Origin of the sequence: Pedobacter sp. W3I1, from assembly GCF_030816015.1 — a bacterium.
Lineage (GTDB): Bacteria > Bacteroidota > Bacteroidia > Sphingobacteriales > Sphingobacteriaceae > Pedobacter.
This window is the reverse complement of record NZ_JAUSXN010000001.1, coordinates 5,670,842-5,688,280: the sequence shown is the minus strand read 5'-3', so window position 1 is coordinate 5,688,280 and position 17,439 is coordinate 5,670,842. Positions and strand designations below refer to the sequence as shown.

15 protein-coding genes are annotated in these 17,439 nt (G+C 39.1%); 6 read left to right on the top strand and 9 right to left on the bottom strand.

Annotated elements, in window-relative coordinates:
* The first annotated feature begins 189 nt into the window (after window positions 1-189).
* Both QF042_RS23150 and QF042_RS23145 read left to right on the top strand, forming a co-directional pair.
* A complete protein-coding gene (locus QF042_RS23150; RefSeq protein WP_307532527.1) occupies window positions 190-1,893 on the top strand; it encodes an alpha-amylase family protein in 1,704 nt (567 codons plus the stop codon).
* A 268-nt stretch (window positions 1,894-2,161) separates the two neighbouring features.
* Entirely contained in the window at window positions 2,162-2,779 is a 618-nt protein-coding gene (locus QF042_RS23145) for a DUF4142 domain-containing protein (RefSeq protein WP_307532526.1), read from the top strand.
* 121 nt (window positions 2,780-2,900) lie between these two features.
* Here the strand turns inward: QF042_RS23145 and QF042_RS23140 are convergent, their stop codons facing one another.
* The 4 genes from QF042_RS23140 to QF042_RS23125 all read right to left on the bottom strand — a co-directional run bounded on the left by QF042_RS23140 (window position 2,901) and on the right by QF042_RS23125 (window position 7,247).
* Window positions 2,901-3,962: an SDR family oxidoreductase gene (locus QF042_RS23140; protein ID WP_307532525.1), complete on the bottom strand. Its 1,062-nt coding sequence runs from the start codon at window positions 3,960-3,962 to the stop codon at window positions 2,901-2,903.
* Window positions 3,963-4,157: 195 nt separating this feature from the next.
* Window positions 4,158-5,036 carry a manganese catalase family protein gene (locus QF042_RS23135; protein ID WP_307532524.1) on the bottom strand — a complete coding sequence of 293 codons (879 nt, stop codon included), beginning with the start codon at window positions 5,034-5,036 and terminating at the stop codon, window positions 4,158-4,160.
* Between the two features lie 778 nt (window positions 5,037-5,814).
* Entirely contained in the window at window positions 5,815-6,567 is a 753-nt protein-coding gene (locus QF042_RS23130) for an SDR family NAD(P)-dependent oxidoreductase (RefSeq protein WP_307532523.1), read from the bottom strand.
* Window positions 6,568-6,659: 92 nt separating this feature from the next.
* Window positions 6,660-7,247: a Crp/Fnr family transcriptional regulator gene (locus tag QF042_RS23125; protein WP_307532522.1), complete on the bottom strand. Its 588-nt coding sequence runs from the start codon at window positions 7,245-7,247 to the stop codon at window positions 6,660-6,662.
* Between the two features lie 203 nt (window positions 7,248-7,450).
* On the opposite strand from QF042_RS23125, the gene QF042_RS23120 reads away from it, so the two are divergent.
* Window positions 7,451-7,645, top strand: a complete 195-nt coding sequence (locus tag QF042_RS23120) for a hypothetical protein (RefSeq protein ID WP_307532521.1) — start codon at window positions 7,451-7,453, stop codon at window positions 7,643-7,645.
* Between the two features lie 156 nt (window positions 7,646-7,801).
* Here the strand turns inward: QF042_RS23120 and QF042_RS23115 are convergent, their stop codons facing one another.
* Window positions 7,802-8,944 (bottom strand): MFS transporter, encoded by a 1,143-nt coding sequence (locus QF042_RS23115; RefSeq protein ID WP_307532520.1) that lies wholly within the window; start codon window positions 8,942-8,944, stop codon window positions 7,802-7,804.
* Between the two features lie 2 nt (window positions 8,945-8,946).
* Entirely contained in the window at window positions 8,947-9,861 is a 915-nt protein-coding gene (locus QF042_RS23110; protein ID WP_307532519.1) for an alpha/beta hydrolase, read from the bottom strand.
* A 126-nt stretch (window positions 9,862-9,987) separates the two neighbouring features.
* On the opposite strand from QF042_RS23110, the gene QF042_RS23105 reads away from it, so the two are divergent.
* Window positions 9,988-10,317, top strand: coding sequence for a helix-turn-helix domain-containing protein (locus QF042_RS23105; protein ID WP_307532518.1), 330 nt, complete (start codon window positions 9,988-9,990; stop codon window positions 10,315-10,317).
* 491 nt (window positions 10,318-10,808) lie between these two features.
* On the opposite strand, the gene QF042_RS23100 is transcribed toward QF042_RS23105, so the two are convergent.
* From QF042_RS23100 to QF042_RS23090, 3 genes are all read right to left on the bottom strand, one after another.
* The gene (locus QF042_RS23100; protein WP_307532517.1) at window positions 10,809-12,875 is read right to left on the bottom strand and encodes a hypothetical protein; all 2,067 of its coding nucleotides are present in this window, start codon (window positions 12,873-12,875) and stop codon (window positions 10,809-10,811) included.
* Between the two features lie 465 nt (window positions 12,876-13,340).
* Window positions 13,341-14,375: a S41 family peptidase gene (locus QF042_RS23095; RefSeq protein ID WP_307532516.1), complete on the bottom strand. Its 1,035-nt coding sequence runs from the start codon at window positions 14,373-14,375 to the stop codon at window positions 13,341-13,343.
* Window positions 14,376-14,378: 3 nt separating this feature from the next.
* Window positions 14,379-14,816 carry a MarR family winged helix-turn-helix transcriptional regulator gene (locus tag QF042_RS23090; RefSeq protein ID WP_307532515.1) on the bottom strand — a complete coding sequence of 146 codons (438 nt, stop codon included), beginning with the start codon at window positions 14,814-14,816 and terminating at the stop codon, window positions 14,379-14,381.
* Window positions 14,817-15,337: 521 nt separating this feature from the next.
* Here QF042_RS23090 and QF042_RS23085 point away from each other — a divergent pair.
* Window positions 15,338-15,661: a hypothetical protein gene (locus QF042_RS23085; protein ID WP_307532514.1), complete on the top strand. Its 324-nt coding sequence runs from the start codon at window positions 15,338-15,340 to the stop codon at window positions 15,659-15,661.
* Between the two features lie 416 nt (window positions 15,662-16,077).
* Window positions 16,078-16,911: an alpha/beta fold hydrolase gene (locus QF042_RS23080; protein ID WP_307532513.1), complete on the top strand. Its 834-nt coding sequence runs from the start codon at window positions 16,078-16,080 to the stop codon at window positions 16,909-16,911.
* Window positions 16,912-17,439: the final 528 nt, after the last annotated feature.

The following is a 17,439-nucleotide window of genomic DNA, read 5'->3' as shown; positions in this document are numbered from 1 at the left end:
ACAACGGAGTACCGATGATACGCTAATCAAAAAAACTGTTCCAGGGGCTAATAAATATAATGCAAGATCCAGTAAATGGCCAAAGCATGACAGCCTGAAAAGCGTTGGTGCAAAAAAGGATACCAGTGGGCGCGGGCCGGTCAAACACCCTAAAACCAAAATTAAGCAGAATCTTTAATGCATTCGGTTATGAAGATTATAGATCAGCATGGATTCCTGTTAAATCACAAAATAGTGCTTTTTCTTTGTCTTTTCGGTATGGTTTCCTGCAGGCACGAAACCAAAGAATTCTCAGCATCAGTTCCTGATGAATGGTACCGCAATAGTATCGTGTACAATCTGGACGTTGACGTTTTTAATGACAGTGATGGTGATGGGATAGGAGATTTTAAAGGGCTGGCTGAAAAACTATCCTATCTGGATTCATTGGGGATAGAGGTGCTGTGGCTCTCTCCGTTCCAGCCAACTCCTGACAAAGATGACGGCTATGATGTGAGTGATTATTATGGTATCGACCCAAGACTTGGGACCATGGCCGATTTTGACGGTTTTATATCTGAGGCAAAAAAGCATAATATCAAGATCATTATGGATATGGTACTTAACCATACCTCCATTGAGCACCCCTGGTATAAAAAAGCACGTTCGGATAGTAGCGTGAAATACCGTTCCAGATATGTTTGGTCAAAAACCAAGCCTCGGGATTTTGATGAGGGGATGGTTTTTGAAGGATTCCAGAGCGAAACATGGTCTTATGATGAGGTAGCAGGTAGGTACTATTTTCACCGCTTTTATGATTTTCAGCCTGACCTGAACTACCGGAATAGGGAGGTACAGCAGGAAGCGATCAAGATTTTGCGGTTCTGGTCTGCAAAAGGTATAAAGGGTTTTAGACTTGATGCTGTGCCTTTCATCATCGATGTACCTGAATCTGGAGCGGCAAAACCGGCCAAGATGTTCGGTGTACTGGATTCAATCGTTAGGGGAGCAAAGTCAATTGATAACCAGACCCTTCTTTTAGGAGAGGCTAATGTAGAACCAAAGGAAAATATAGACTATTTCGGGGAAAAAGGCGAGCGGTTGCAGATGATGTTCAACTTTTATGTCAATCAGTACCTGTTTTATTCTATGGCTACAGGAAAAACCGGTACACTGATCAGGGCATTGAATGAAACCAGACTAAAGCCCCCACACTCACAATGGGCCTATTTTTTGCGGAACCATGATGAGATTGATTTGGGAAGGCTGAGTAAATCTCAGCGCAATAAAGTTTATGAGAAATTTGGACCGGAAGCTAATATGCAGCTTTACAAGCGGGGCATTAGGCGGCGTCTGGCGCCGATGCTGCACAATCCGGAACGGATTAAAATGGCTTATAGCATACTTTATTCGTTACCAGGGGCGCCGGTGATCCGCTCGGGAGAGGAAATTGGGATGGGTGATGATCTGACTTTGGCTGAAAGACTGTCTGTACGCACCCCGATGCAATGGAATAGTATGGAAAATGCCGGGTTCAGTACTGCACAGAAAACCTTTAGGCCTGTCGTTTCCATGGGAGAATATGCCTATCAGAAAGTTAACGTTGCCTCGCAATTATCAGATAAAGAGTCTTTACTGAATTTTATAAAATTGCTGATATCGGTACGCAAATCCCTGCCCGAACTGGGCGTTTCGGATTGGCAGGTGTTGGATTTGGGAAATGATGCGGTCCTGGCCATTGCGTATAAGACCCCATCTGGAAAAATCACTATCATCCATAATTTTGGTGATAAAGCCACCGAAGTAACGCTTCCACTTACCGGAAAACAAAAGGTGCTTGTTGGTAGTTGGCAGGCCGGAGAGAACGGGAGGCTGAAAATGGAGCCCTATGGACGGCTTTGGCTTAAAGGATAATTTTGGTTTGATAATATGGAGGGGAAACAAATTACATAAATAGAGCAGTGCTGATTAAACCTGCTGTTCAGTTCGGGTTGGTTACCTGGTTATGTTCAAAGTATATGTAGGCGCCTACACCGACGGGATTGCATTTATGCCAAATGGAGATGCTATGAAAAGTTAAATACCTGCAAATCCTGGAAATGTACCTGTTTTTTCTTTTGCAGGGCATCTGGGTCAACAATACCTAAAAGAGCTTGTTTTACTAGTAAAAAAACAAAATGTTATGATTAGAAGAACTTTCAAATTTACATCTGTAATTGCCATCACTGCAGTGGCAAGTCTGAGTTTGGGTTGCAACATGGCCGATAAGCGGTCATCAATGGAAAAAGATAGTGTTTCAAACGATACTGCAGTTAAAGATCATGTTGGTGGGGTTGAGACTTTTGAAACAAATATGGAAGAAGACGCTGCAGATTATTTAAAAGATGCCAGCCAGGCGCTGGTTATTCAGGATAGCTTGCTCACTGTTGCCTTGTCTTCAAAGGGCAATGCGGATGTGAAAGCCTACGCTAAAAATGCCAGGGATCGGGTTCGGTTTCAAAAGAAAAATCTGGAGAGCTTTTGCAATAAAAACAAAGTGCTTTTAAATGAAGACTTACGTACCGAACAAATTGATTCGCTCCGCTGGTTATCCCGGCAAGCAGGTGTTGTCTTCGACCGGCAATTTTATAATTACTTATCAGCAGAGCTGAATAAAAACATTAAAGCCTACCAGGCTGCAGCAAATGCCAGACAACAGCGGGTTAAAAACTTCGTAAAAGATGAGCTACCCAGAGTTAAAAAAGAACAGGAACTTTTAAATGTATTAGGAAGCAAGATTAAACAGAACAAAGCTGGTTAAATGCCCTGTTATGCTGCCAGGTGTCATTCATTGCATGAATACTTTATCACCATTGTATCTCAAATGGCCAGGAGCGGCAACTGGCCGTTGCCCCGGAGAGGGAATATAGAAAGGCAAACAGCTAATGCTTATGTTGCAGTTCCTTTTCTTTTTTTATTCGCTTTCGTACGCCATCGTCAACGCCGGTACCTTCCTTCATTGGTTTAAAAACTGAACCAGAAGTCGTATCCGCAGGTGGTGCCTTTCTGATCTGGTAGCGGTGAGCGATGTTTGCAGAAATACGTTCGGTAAATCCCGGCAAAAGCCAATGCGAAAATTTAGCCCCTTTGGCTTTCCATCCAACGCTAAGTTCTCTTCTTGGCCTGATTGAGGCACGGATGACCGCATTAACTACTTTAGACGGCGGATCTATAGCGGCCATTCTCGGCGTTCCGCCACTGTAATTGGCGGCATGACGCCAGAATGGAGTGTCTACAGCCCAGGGCTCAATTGTAACTACCTTAATTCGGTCATAACCCGCCAGCCTCAGCTCTTGACCGATTGTTTTAGAAAGATTCAGGACGCCGGCTTTTGTAGCTGAATAAGAAGCATGATAAGCAAGTGGATTGATACTTTCAATTGAGCCCATGTTTATCAATGTTCCAAAACCCTGATTTTTGAAGATCGTGATCGCGGCGTGACTTGCATAAATAAATCCCGTGAGATTTATTTCTACAATCCTCGCCTGATCTGCTATGGGAATTTCCCAAAATCTCCCGATGGCACCTACACCCGCCATGTTAATCCATACATCAACATGGCCAAATTCTTTAAGGGCAAGTGCCTGAATTTTGGCCAGATCTGCTGGCTTGCTGATATCCATTGGCATAGTGATCGCGGTTCCGCCATTAGACCGGACCGTGTGTGCCACCTCTTCCAGGGCCTCACCCCTTCGAGCAGCTATGATCACTTTTGCGCCGTAACTGCCCAGTTTTTCTGCCACTCCTCTGCCAAATCCGCTTGAAGCACCAATAATCACATATGTTTTCTGCGCTATTTTCTTCTGTAAGCCAATGCCAGGCGCAGAGGTAGCACAGCCACTGCATATTATGCCTAACAATGCCGCAAATCCCCCGTACAAAAATAGATTTCGCTTCGCTAAAAAGTTGGCCCTGGCCATGCTGTTTATGTATTTGATTTTCATCTTAAAAAATTTCTGTTTTGCGCCTCCATCCAGGCTGGAGGGATTAATTAGCAGATAAATGTATTTTTCAGTGCGGAATCGGGCCTATTTTAACATCCTTTCAAAATTGTTTTATTCAGGTATTCCTATTGAGCTAGAACTGATTGCGCAAACTCAGGTTTCGGCCTAAGTTTGCGCAATCAGGTGATGGAGTTTTTAAGGTAGGATGGTATCTTTAATATTCTCAATCAATCCTTTATCCCCACCAGTCATTTGCTGCTGCTGTGCATAACCTTTCACATCTGGAATACCCAAATCCGGAATCGGAGGACCAGGCTGAGCGGTAAGTACATGGAACTCACCTTTTCCATCAATTGATGGCCCACTTGACCACCTGCCCTGTGACTCTCCAGGCTTTTCGATATTGGTTGATACGAAAGCATAATCAAATCCAGGCACATGGTTTTCTCTTGGAAAAGTATTAGGAATGGGTAAATTCTCGCCTACACCACCCAAATCTTCCAGTACAGCAAGCCATTGATTTTGGTGCATGGCATCTCTGGTAATCAAAAAAGAAAGCATGTCCTTCATTCCTGAATCGTCGGTCAGTTCGTAAAGTCTGGTTGCTAAAACCCTCCCTGTTGATTCAGCCATCACGTTTGCATACATATCGGCTGCAATGTTTCCGCTACCTACCACCCACGATCCATTGAAAGGTACACCGTTACTGTCTACGGCCATAGCAGCTAAACCCGAAGATAAAACCTGGCGAGGATCCATCCCGCCAAGGATATTGCTGACAATCGGATTTTCCCCGGCAATTTTATCTTTCAGCTCATGGGTAGCGCCATCCAGATTCAATGCTACAGCGGTACAAAGCATTTCAATGTGGGAGATTTCTTCAGTCCCGGTGTCTAAAAGCATGTCGCGGTATTTATTTGGTCCGCGATTTCCCCATGCCTGAAATAAGTACTGTAGGCAAACCCTGATCTCTCCTTCAATGCCGCCGATAGCTTGCTGCAATAGTTTTGCAAATGCAGGATTAGGTTTGTCTACCCGAACCTTGTACTGCAGGTTGTTGTCATGATAAAACATAGATTAAGAATTTAGTTAAAAAATATTGATTGATTTTACACGTTCTACTGCTGCTTCACGACCCATCTGCCCATGTAACATCAGGATGCTTAAGGAACCATGGTGTTAATAAAACAGTCATCAACGCTGATTCCGTTTGTTGAATTACATTAGCAGCTGAAATATAAAACCCAATAAATGCGCTAAAAGTTGCTGGTGTAAATACCTGTTTTGAAAAGGGATGTACCTGTTTAAGGTGAATGTTCAGGTCAATTGGCATTTGTTCTGAGTATGTCACACAAAAACGTACCGTTTGCAAATTTCGAAAAACTGGTAGTTTTCGGCGACTTCCTCAAACAGCTTCTTCACCAATACGGCATTTTCTTTTACGATATTTTTGATGGTACATGACGCCAAAGTTGAGCAGGCCTCAAAAACGAAATGACCAAGGATAACGGTCCTTATTTTCTCGCGAGTTTGGTTCAAACCGTCTCTGCATGGATTGCCCGTTCTTTGTAGTTATTTCCATTTAACTTGTTGTCCTTCACTCAGGAGAACACCAAAGTTATATTTAAACAGACGGCTCCCCTGATGGCGCGTGCCAAATATGGTTATCCCGCCATGTTCAACCCTTTTTGAACACGGTGAAGCAATAGTGAATTTTGAAAAAGCATGGAGAAACAAGGTTGAAATAGCACTGAATTACACAGATGCATAACATTCTCAATATTTTATTACCGATTCATTAACATTTGGTAATCCCTGGTACGAGTTTGAATGCATACCAGGGAATAAGAAATTACTTAGCTAAGTAGGTCATGCCACCATCAACAAGAAGTTCGGCGCCAAGCAAGAATGAAGAATCTTCAGAAGCGAGGAAAACCGCTGTTTTACCAATGTCAGACGGCTGCCCGATCCTGCCTATCGGCATCACACTGGCAAATTGTGTTTTCACAGCCTCTATTTGTTCTGCAGGAACGAACTTATCAAATGCAGGTGTGTCTGTAGTACCCGGTGTGATTACATTTACCCTTATCTTTCTTGCTAACAAGTCATTTGAAAAGCTTTTCGCCAAAAAGATCACTGCAGCTTTTGCAGCGCCGTAAAGCCCAAATGATGGATATGCCCGATGTGCGGCATTTGACCCGATAAGAATGATAGACCCGCCATCATTCATATAAGGTAAGGCTTTTTGTACAGTGAAGTAAACGCTTTTCAGATTAAGGTCCATGGTTTTGTTGTAGTCAGCTTCGCTCACATCTGCCACTGTTCCGGTTGTTCCTGCACCGGCGTTGGCTACCAGTACATCTATTTTGCCAAATTTTTCGGCTGTATTTTTAAAAACTCTTTCTAAATCGGCAAAGTTAGTTACATCTGCATTGATGGCTATAAAATCATTGCCCAGTTGAGCAGCAGCAAGTTCTAAAGTTAGGTGATTTCTACCCACAATAGCTCCGGCAGCGCCTTCACTTTTAAATGCTTCAGCAATACCAAATCCAATACCGCTATTGCCGCCCGTAATTACGGCTACTTTGTTTTTTAATTTACTCATGATCTTTACTATTTAATGTTAGTCCAAAGATGCACTTGCGCCACGAACTGCATCTTATCAAAAGTCATTAAATAGGCTTGACAAAGATCAAGTTATTTTGAGGCGTTCTTCCTGATCCGGCTCAAGGTTTCCGGTGTTAAACCCAGGTAGGAAGCAATTAAGTTTTGCGGAAACCGCTGTATAAAGTGCGGATAATCGTTAACAAGTTCTTGAAATCGTTCTTCACCGGTTTGACTGATGGAAGATTGCATTCTTTTCTGAGCAGCTATGGTGTTGTTTTGACTCAGCACGTTCTGCATTGCTGAAAAGGCAGGAATAGGTTTTATGAATTCCTCTACCATGCTATGGGTTATTTGTAAGATCTCCATGTCTTCCAGCGCTTCTATGTTAAAGCGGCTTGGTGTCAACTTGTAAAAACTTTCAAAATCAGCTAACCACCAGTTTTCAATGCTTAATTTTAATATATGCTCATGTCCTTTTTCATCTATCGTAAACGTCTTGGCTGCGCCTTTCACAATGAATCCGGTATATTTACATACATCGCCTTCCTGTAAAAAGTATTGTCGCTTCCGGATTTTTTTAGGTTTGAAATGTGCGATAAATATTTGCTTATCGTCTGCTGAAAGCGTTTTGCCAGAAAATTTTTGAACGTAATCGAACAGCGCTTGAAAATTATCCATCTTTAGAGTTCTTGAGGAGAATCCTCAAAAATAAAACTTTCAGCTTATTTTTTGCTGCCCTTTTTTTTTATTCAAGCTGATTCTACTTAGTGGTATGAGTGCTACCTGCTGTGTGGAATACCTGGCACATGTGCTGACTACGTGATTTTTATTTGGTGCAAACCATGCAGTATGCCAGTTGTCGTATAAGAAAAGCACATGCCATGAAAAAGTATATCAAACTTATTTTTATTCCAATAACCTTACTGCTAACCAACTGTACTTCCGGACAGAACAGCCCAGCGGATTCCCATCCTGGAAGCGGATCAGTAAAAGCGGGCCGTAACGATAAAGCTGCAGAAAAGAAAGATACCAGTAAAGCAGATTCGACGAGGACAAGTAGTAAAAAGGTGCAGTAGTAGCTAGAATGTGAAATTCTTCTTGTTCAGATGAACTAAACTTTATGCCTGGAATTAATCCCCAACTTTTTTGCTTGTTCCGATGGAAAGAATCTTCCTTATTATTAAGTGTTTCTAAAAATTATCTAAGGTTTTCGCAACTGCCTTTTCTTGCGTCTAGTGTTTCTCTTCCAAAAAACTTCTTAACGCTATCATGAGAAATGCCAAAATACCGAAAATCAATCCTATCCACGGATTATATTCCACACCTTTTGTAATGATCATCCAGCCGCCTAAGGTTGTTCCCAACGTTACCCCCAAATTGCCGAATGAAGTTGCTAAACTGTTGGCAAATTCCAAACTATCGGGCGCGGATGAAATCATATAAGTAGAAGCGTTTAGAAAACTTGGTGAATAAAGAAAACCCCATATTCCAATGGCGATAATGGTCGCTATTGTATCTCCGCCTGAGAAATGCAATAATATGGGGATCAGAATAGTTCCCGACAGGAAAAAAGCGGTAGTTTTTGCTATGTTCTTGTTCAGCATTTTTCCTGCAACCCAATTGGAGAATACCCCGATAACGCCAAATACAAACAGCATGTAGCTGACCATTGTATTGTCCATACCTTTTGCTTTGTTCAGATACTCGGCAAAATAACTATATGTTGAGAACCAGGCCGTAATCATAAAAAAGTTCATTGCGGTACTGATGATAAAAGTAGGTTTCGTCAATATTTTCAACTGGCTTCCGTAAGATTTTTTTTCTTTTACGGGCATTGAGGGCAACAGAAAGAAAATTCCTGTTAAGGCCACAAAACTCACGATTGCCTGCACTACGAAAGAGTATTCCCAAGACCTTAAACTTGCCAGGAAAGTGGCAATCGGAACGGTGGTAACCATGGCAATAGCAACACCGCTGAATACGATACTCATCAGTTCGTTTTCGCGGTTTTTATCTGCCCTTGAAATTGCAACAGCCAAAGCAGTGGCAATATAAACAGGTTGCAGGAATGCAGGTAATATTCTAACTACCATCAACAGCCAGAAAGGCGGTGAAAAAGATGATACAATGCCTGTTATTAGAAAAATAAAGATAGCGGTAAGCATAACTTTTTTACGGTTAAAACCCGATGCCAATAAAGTCATAAAAGGACCGGTCAAGGCGATAACCAAAGCAAAGGCACTTAATAAATACCCTGCCTTATCGATGCTAATCTGGTAATGTTCAGCAACTTGTGGCAAAATGCCTATGATACCAAATTCAGTTGTAATTACTGCCAAAAAACCAAGACAACCGATGTACGCGTATTTTTTCATGATTAAGAATTTTGAGTTTTAATAAATTCGGCCATATCCTGCATTAAAACTTTTGTGTCATCAATAAAACCACCCATTTGAAAGAAACCGTGGGTTGTCCCCTTGTACAGCTTCAGGTTAATGTTTATGCCGTTTGCTTTGAGTTTTTCAGCATAAAGAATACCCTCATCTCTCAAAGGGTCATATTCGGCGACTGCAACAAAAGTTGGGGGTAAATTCTGTAAATCATCTGCCAGTAGTGGAACGGCATCTGGATTGTTCCGGTCCGCTGATCCGGATAAATACCAGTCCCAGGCCTGAATGCCCCCTTTTAAATCTAATAGAGGACCATTTTGAAACTCTTTCCAGGAAGGTGTTTTCAAAGAATTATCTGTTACAGGATAAATAAGTAGTTGAGCATTTATGTTTTTACGAAATTTTCTGGTAATTGTAGCTGCCAGAGTACCTCCTGCACTGTCTCCTGCTATAGTTATTTTAGTTGGATTGAGATTAAGAAAAGATGCATTTTCAATAATCCATTTCACGGCAAACTCACAATCATTTAAGCCAGCCGGAAAGGCATGTTCCGGTGCAAGCCGGTAATCTATCGCAATGATAACCGCCTGTGACAAGTTGGCTAGCTGGCGTAACGGAGTATCGTGGGTTTCAAGATTTCCGGCATTGAACCAGCCTCCATGAAAATAAATGATAAAAGGTGATCGGTCATGATCATTCGGCCGATAAATTCTTAGCCTGATCGAATGCGCATTATTGGTTAATTCTTTTTCATCGATTTTAAAAACAGTTTCTTTTTCTCCTGCTAGTGGTATAAATTTTTCATAAAAAACTCTTCCTGCTTCCCAGGGGCTTAGACCCTCCGGTACTTCAATATTTTGTATTTTCGTCAATACCTTTTGTACTTGTTCTGATAATTTCATTCTTTTTTATTGTAAAATAGACCACAAATTTATTGGGTAATCTTTATTTTTGCACGGTATACATTCAAATGTATGGTACTAACAAATTTGTAAGTAATGGGAGTCAGGAAAGAAAATTCAACCAATATGCAAAACGAGAAATGCATTACCGAGGGATGCAATTTGACGTATGCTGTCTGTAAAATAGGTGGGCGGTGGAAGTTAATCATCTTGTGTAAATTGGAAGAAGGTAAGTTGAGATTTAGTGAAATAAGAAAACAAATTCCAGGCATTACGGAGAGAATGCTCACACTTCAATTGCGTGACATGGAAAAAGAAGGATTGGTAAAACGTACCGTTTATGCGGAAGTTCCACCACGAGTAGATTATGAACTTACAGAAATTGCAAGCGATTTAATTCCGATTTGGCGCCAGTTAGAAAATTGGGGTGCAAAACATAAAGTTTTAATGAAATGATATTGTGGTAATAAGTAGTTTTCCCTAACCCAAAGATTTTGATGAGTTTAAAAGAAAGTTGATGTGCGGATAAATTTTTCTCCGTTCGCAATAAAAACAAAAGAAAATCTGGATGGATGAGCCATAGCCAGCGTATGCAGTTTGTGGCTTCCGCTTCTAATACCTTTCCTGGCCCTTACTAGCATCAATTAAGGCTTTCGCAAAGAGATTAATTTAAATAAAGCACAAGTCTGGCCATTGTTTTGGGCCGTGGCACTAAGACTTGCGAACTGGTGGCGAATTACAACTTCTTTAATCCTGCCAGGACATATGTATAGTATTTACGTTGAAACTGACAAATGCAAATTTATATAGGCCATTAATTAGCTGATTTCCAACACTCACAAGTTATTTCAGACGATAAAGTCTATATTTTGAACACTGAGCATAATCACAAAAAAACTCAATTACTTTCAAAAAGGTAAGTCCGCACTTAGTTGAATGAAGGTTCTCTAATTTTTAAGTGAGGCAATTTTCACATTTTTAATAACGCTTTTTTCCGACCTTAATAGCAAGTTTTCAACTTTTAAATCGGGACGGAAAGAAATCATCGTGCGCTGACCAGCAATTTCAGTATCAATTAATGATCCGCCAAATTTGTCTTCATATTTAACAATCATTCGAACTGTAAACGGTTTATCTGTACCAGACAAATTTTCAATAGCATAATTACGCACACTGTTTGGCGATCCCCCCTCATGTAAGGATTTCTCCGTACCAGAAAAATTCTGAAGCTGTCCATTTCCATATTGCGCCCTTTTATAGTTTGGACTGATTTGAACTTCAGAAGCATGGTCTTCATTGCCTGCGCCTAGAAAAAGTGCGCCTAGTTTTCCATTTAATTCGGTGCCAGGTTCTACGTCGAAGGTCAATAGGAATGAAGAAGAACCTGTAGGAAATGTGGAAGTTTTTTTAATTTCTTTTGACAGTAACCTTTCTTTTTGGATTGCAGGTATGATCTCGTTCATCCACTTTGTTCCAATTCTGCCGTCTGGCGCCTGTACCATTTCATGTATAGCTAGTGTTCCACCCCAAACTGCTATTGGAATCCAGCCAGCCAGCAAAAACCGGCCGTTGCTTATTTCTGTTACGGCTGGCACATTCATTCCATTGTAAAAGTCAAGCCCTGCTTTAACACCATCTACAAATTTGTCCTCTGTTGCACCTGCTGGTTTTGACCAAAAACCGGTAAAACCACCAATAACGTAGTCATAATTTTGCCAGCGAAAGAAAAATGTACAATCGCCGCCAGGAGGGAAGTTTGGATTTACGGATTGCCAGCCACCATTAATGGACTTAGATTCCCACGTCCCTTTTGCTCCATAATTCGCCAACATGCGCAAGCGTCCCTCCGGATCCGTATAAACACTAGGATTTTCGCAAGGATGAAATAAGATTTTTGATTTCTTAAAATTACTGATTCCATCTTCACTAATGGAATAGGTGGATCCGGCAGGATAGCCAGGAATGGTGTCGTATCGGAAAGAGCCCGTAATGCCATGTTTATTGTAGTAATCCCACTGTAAAGGCAACATGGTTTGTTCCTTAGGGTAGATCCGTGTGGTATGCAATCCGTAACTGATACAAAGTTTATTGTCAAAGATAAAAGGTGTACCAGTTCCAAACATCTCCCATTGTTCCTCTATAGGTGTGGCGGCATCGTGTTCAACCCAGGTTTTAAAATCAGTGGTGGAGAGGTGCTCAAAATAATGACCTCCTTTTCCAAATTTGCTGGCGTGACCACGGCGGTCAAATAAATAGAATAAATGGTAACGTCCCTTGTAAAAGAAAGTAGCAACATCTCCCACCCAGGCATTATGTCCCTGAGGTGTCCAGTATTGAATTTCAGCCACAGTTCTGGGTTTTTTCAAAGCCACTCTTTGTGGCTGCATTCCGGGGAAAAAAATTTCCGCTTTTAAAACAACGGAAGGATCTATGCTCCAGGTGCTTTGTTCGCCCCATTTTGGATATCCTATGGGAAAGTCATTATCAAGAAGCTCATTATCAACGTATAGCGTCCACCGAACTCCGGAAAAATGAAGCACGAGCTCATGTTCTCCATTTAGTTTTTCTAACATCGCTAAGGGAATACCGATAGACATATCCCGTGGACCATTAGGCTCCGTTAAAGAATGAAGCCGAAGAGACGCTTCTAACACTGGATCAGAACCATCTGGCAATAAATAGGCAGGATAGTTTTGACGTTTTCGATCTTTTGCGTCGTGCTGAAACATAGTCACTTTTAACACTTCAGGGATGTCAATAAGGGTCTTATTCGCACTTCCTGCTTTAAGATTAACCAGTAATTTTATGGTAAAGCTACTGCTGTCTGACGGGGATTTGAAAATTACGCTTCTTGTTTTTGACGAAAGCGTACTGAGCGCAGATCCTCCGGTAAATGTCCATGGTGTTGAGCGCAATACCAATTTAACAGCCTGTTGTTTTGATTGTGCATAAAGCGTGATGGATAGTCCCATCATCAATACCAGGCAAACAGATATTTTAGCGATTAATTTCATAACTTATCATTTTAGATTTTCCAATTCTTAAGAATTGTTGATTTTCTTTATTAATTTTTTTCTCTTTATCGGAGCAGGTAACAGGTTCGAAAGATAAACATTAACCCAATGGATATTGACTAACTAAGTGGAAATTATTCGCTAATCTAACTCGTCTTAGCATCTCCCCCAAAAATCAACATGTTCAGCAGATTTTTAACCAAAAAAAGCCCATCTTTCGATGAGCTTTAATCAGTAGAGTCAATCCGCTGAAGTTCGACCCTTTTTGAACATTGTGAAGCAGTCGTGAATTTTGAAAAAGTACTGGAAAACAAGGTAGCGGGACAATACAGAAAAAATAAAAATGGGTAAATAATTGAGGTGCTTATCTTCATACATTATTTTGGTTACTTTGGCTTTTTGGAGATAATTTAGTAACTCTGCCCCCATTTTGCCAAACCCTGGTTAGCAATAGGAAAAATTGGCCTACAATTGTTTTTCTAATTTCAAAATCTTTTCTTTAATTTCATTTTCCGTTAATTCTGTTTTTGTGTTTGATTTTAACAGATTTTTAAGTGCTATAATTTGCGCTTTTATTAATGCTTTTTCAGAATTTACTTTTTCATCAACATTAATACCTGTATGCTCCCAATTCGTTTTTGTGACCGCATTTTTTTCAACTGATATTGGGATGAATAACTGATATTTTTTGCCAATAAAAAATACTTTTACAGGATTTGCTGCTCCATAGGTTTTATCTCCAATTACCTTTGCAATTTTATTTTGCTGTAAATTATATGCTAATGCTTCAGCGGCAGAAATGGTATTATTGTTTACAAGGAGGTATACTGGTTTATCTAAATACTTTTTGCCATTTACTTTTTTATATGTGTACTTCTCTTCGGTTTTATTATTATATCTGGTGTAAATCTCACTTAATTTAATTCTTTCATTAAAAAAATAACTTAAAAATAGCCTTACCATTTTGCCATCACCGCCTCGATTGTTTCTTAAATCTATAATCAAAGCATTTGTATTTGAGACAAAATTCATTGTAGCAACTAAAATTTGTTGAGCAGATTTATTTCCTTCGGGAAATCCGGTATATTCAATATAACCGATATTCCCATCTAATCTCATCACTTTATCAAAACCATAATTCCACTGTTTATTAATAGCATCGTATTTTTTTAGCAATTCCTTTTCATTGACTGCTTTTTCTTCTTCTTTACCTGGACGGTATAATACATTGAAATGTAAATCATTTCCGTTTTTTGTTAAATAGGAGGAGAGCGATTTTGCAAATTCTGCATCAGTAAGATTGTCAAAAGTTTTAAGATCTATTTCTGATTTTAATTTTTTAGAAAGTTGATTTGCAACATCTTCAAAAATGTAATATTCATTAATGTTATCTGCTATTTCCAATATTTGTTTATTTCGTTCTGTAAAATCCTGGGCATTCGCTTTTGAGTTGAAGCAGATTACAACGTAGATTAATAATAGATTAAATACTTTTTTCATTTCTTAGATTTTACAATTAGTAATTATTTTATTTAATGTTTTTTCGAGTAAATTAATCTCTTCTAACGACAGACCATTTAGTGCCGTTTCTCTATTTAGTTTTGCAATTGGGTTTATTAATTCTAGCGTTTTTTTTCCTTTTTCGGTTATTTCAAGATTAAATTTCCTTCTATCTTCTTTATGAATAGTTCTATTTAGATAATCTTTTTTAACCATTAATTCTATCATTCTCGTGATGGATGCATTATCCTTAAATACAAGATTTGCCAATTCATTTTGAGAAATTTTGTCATCCTTGTTAAGGATTATTAAGACTAGACATTGATCTATTGTAATATCTTTTACAATTTTTGAGATATTCCTCTGTGATATTTTCCTATACTCCTTAATTGCTTGTTCAATCAAATAAAGTACTGTTGCTGTTGGGTTTTTGTTATTCATATCAATTATATTGATGCAAATATAATTGATATATCAATATAAAACATAAAAAACTGATTTTTTGTTTTAAGAGTTTTACAGAATTGTACGAATTGCTTACTGCTAATTTGAGTATAGGTCTGAGGGGGCAGGATTATCTATCTGAAAATGAGCATGTAGGCTTAATAAAGTAGATCCTTTTAATAAAACATCTAAAAATAATTCTGTAAATTAGTTGAAGAAACTGTTTACCATTGCACTAAAATGATTTAAGCCTGGATTAAAGTTCATATTTGATTAAACTACAAATTATCAAAAAACGGTCGTAAACAGAAATGGTTATATTTGAAGTAAGCAGAAAATACTTTTAATGCGATAGAAAACTCACTCAATGCACCCTTAAACAAAAAAAGCCCATCTTTCGATGAGCTTTTGATCAGTAGCGGGGAGCAGGATTGAACTGCCGACCTTAAGGTTTATGAATCTTTTAATAAAAATCTAAATTATTCAACTTGTTCAATTTTCCTATATTAGAAAGTAATATGACATATAGCTTTATTAGAGAAAAGGTAAAAAGTATTGTTGAGTTACTGATCAATGGAGAATTTAATCTTTTGTGGTTAAATGATCTTGATCAAAGGATAACTGCTGAAGAAATGGCATCAGCCATCGATGGTTATGGTCAGATGACAATGCCACCCTCTAGTTTGTTCGACGAAATTACAGCCTATCCAACGAATAATCCGGATGAGCTCGGAGTGGATTTTGATTTATGGTTCGATGGAATGAGAAGTGATCTAACGCTAAAGTGTACGATTAATTCGAAACAAAAGAAATATAGTATCGATGACATTAGGATGCTATAGGGATAGCTCATACGGAGAGCTTCTAACCAGTGCATTCTTTGAGAAATAGGGCAATTCCTTGGCGAATGTGAATTAATTATTTAGTTAAGCTTGATTCAAGCCTAATATATCTTAAACAAAAAAAGCCCATCTTTCGATGAGCTTTTTCTCAGTAGGGTCGAGGCGCATCTTGTCGACCCTTTACGACCATTGCGAAGCTATCGTACACTTCGAAAAAATCAGTCGCCAATCGCATTGAAGGACAATATCGAAAGAAGAAGTAATAGCTAGTAAAACTACTCCATTAAAGCCAAATCAAAGCTTCCTGTTCTAGTCCTTTTTTATATTTATGCAAGAGTGTGATAATTTGCGGAATTTCTGGCTCCTCTATTGTTTCCAATGCAAAGTTGGCTTTCTGGTTATTGGCTTAAAATATTATGTTTGTAAAAAAAATCATGTATAAGCTTTTTGCGTTTTTAACAGTCCTGTTTATCTTAGTGTCCTGCAAAAAAGACAAATCACCGGAAGTGTCTTTTCATGAAAGTATATTGCAATTAAGTACGCACAACCTGGCAACCTATTCCATTGGATCAAACAGCAAATATCTGGTTGTTTTTGAATCAGGGCTTGGCAATGACCATTCAATATGGCAAACCAAGAGAGTTGCTGAAGATATTGGTGCTAAAATGGATGTGGTGATTTATGACAGGGCCGGCTATGGAAAATCTACTATTGATCATACACCAAGGGATATCAATAGACTTAGAATTGAGCTCCAATCAGTAGTAGACAAATACGCTAATGGACGAAAAGTGATATTGGTTGGTCATTCTTTAGGAGGCATGGTTATAAGGGATTTTGCCATTAAAAACCCAGGTATGATTGCAGCATTATTGTTCGTTGATCCCTCACACGAAAATGTTCTTCGTCTTACACAGGAGGCGGAGGATATACTTTATAATTCCATCAATAGCAGTAATGGTCCAGATTTTGGCGGAACGAAAGAAACCAGACAATTAATTGAAGATGCACAATACATGACAACCTTACCCAATCTGCCGAATGTTCCAGTGGTTGTTTTGACTGGGATGAAATCAGATCCCGGTTCAACGGGAAACACTCAGGATCTGTATAACGCCCACGAATTGTTAAAAAGCGGTGTTACGGACTTTACTCATATCCCGGATACAAATTCCGGGCATTTTATTATGATAGACAACCCAGGTCTTATAATTGAAAAAATTAATTTGTTGATTTCTAAATTGCCGTAAAATCAGGTTTTTTATACAGCATTGTATTCGGCGAATCATGTAAATTTTGGATATAATCAAGTGACTATCAAAAAGCAGTACGGAAACCTATTAAGGTAAGCAAATGGATGCAAGAACATAAGCGTCTGGAAGGAGATTTAGATTAAAATTTTATTTATGGACTGGAAAGTTTGTAAGCGTTTAATAATATTAGTATTTGTTGATCAACCTTAATTCATTTTCAGTTTTTATGTATTTTACTGAAAAATGCAGTGTCACTTTGAAAACGGAACACGCGGTCATTTTCCCTGAAATACCCACTTCATCATCTTATGTTGTTAATTAATCAGTTAACATTTAGAAGGAACGATTTAGCGGTACAACTTATTTCTTTTCAATAGTGGCGAAAATTGCATTGAAAACCATTGGTGTTTAAGAGGTTCATGCCCAGTGCGTAACAGATTTTGTTATTATACCCAGCCATAAATCAGTCATCATGGAACAAATATTTAGATTTCTGTATAATTTGAGATTTATAATGGCGACAAT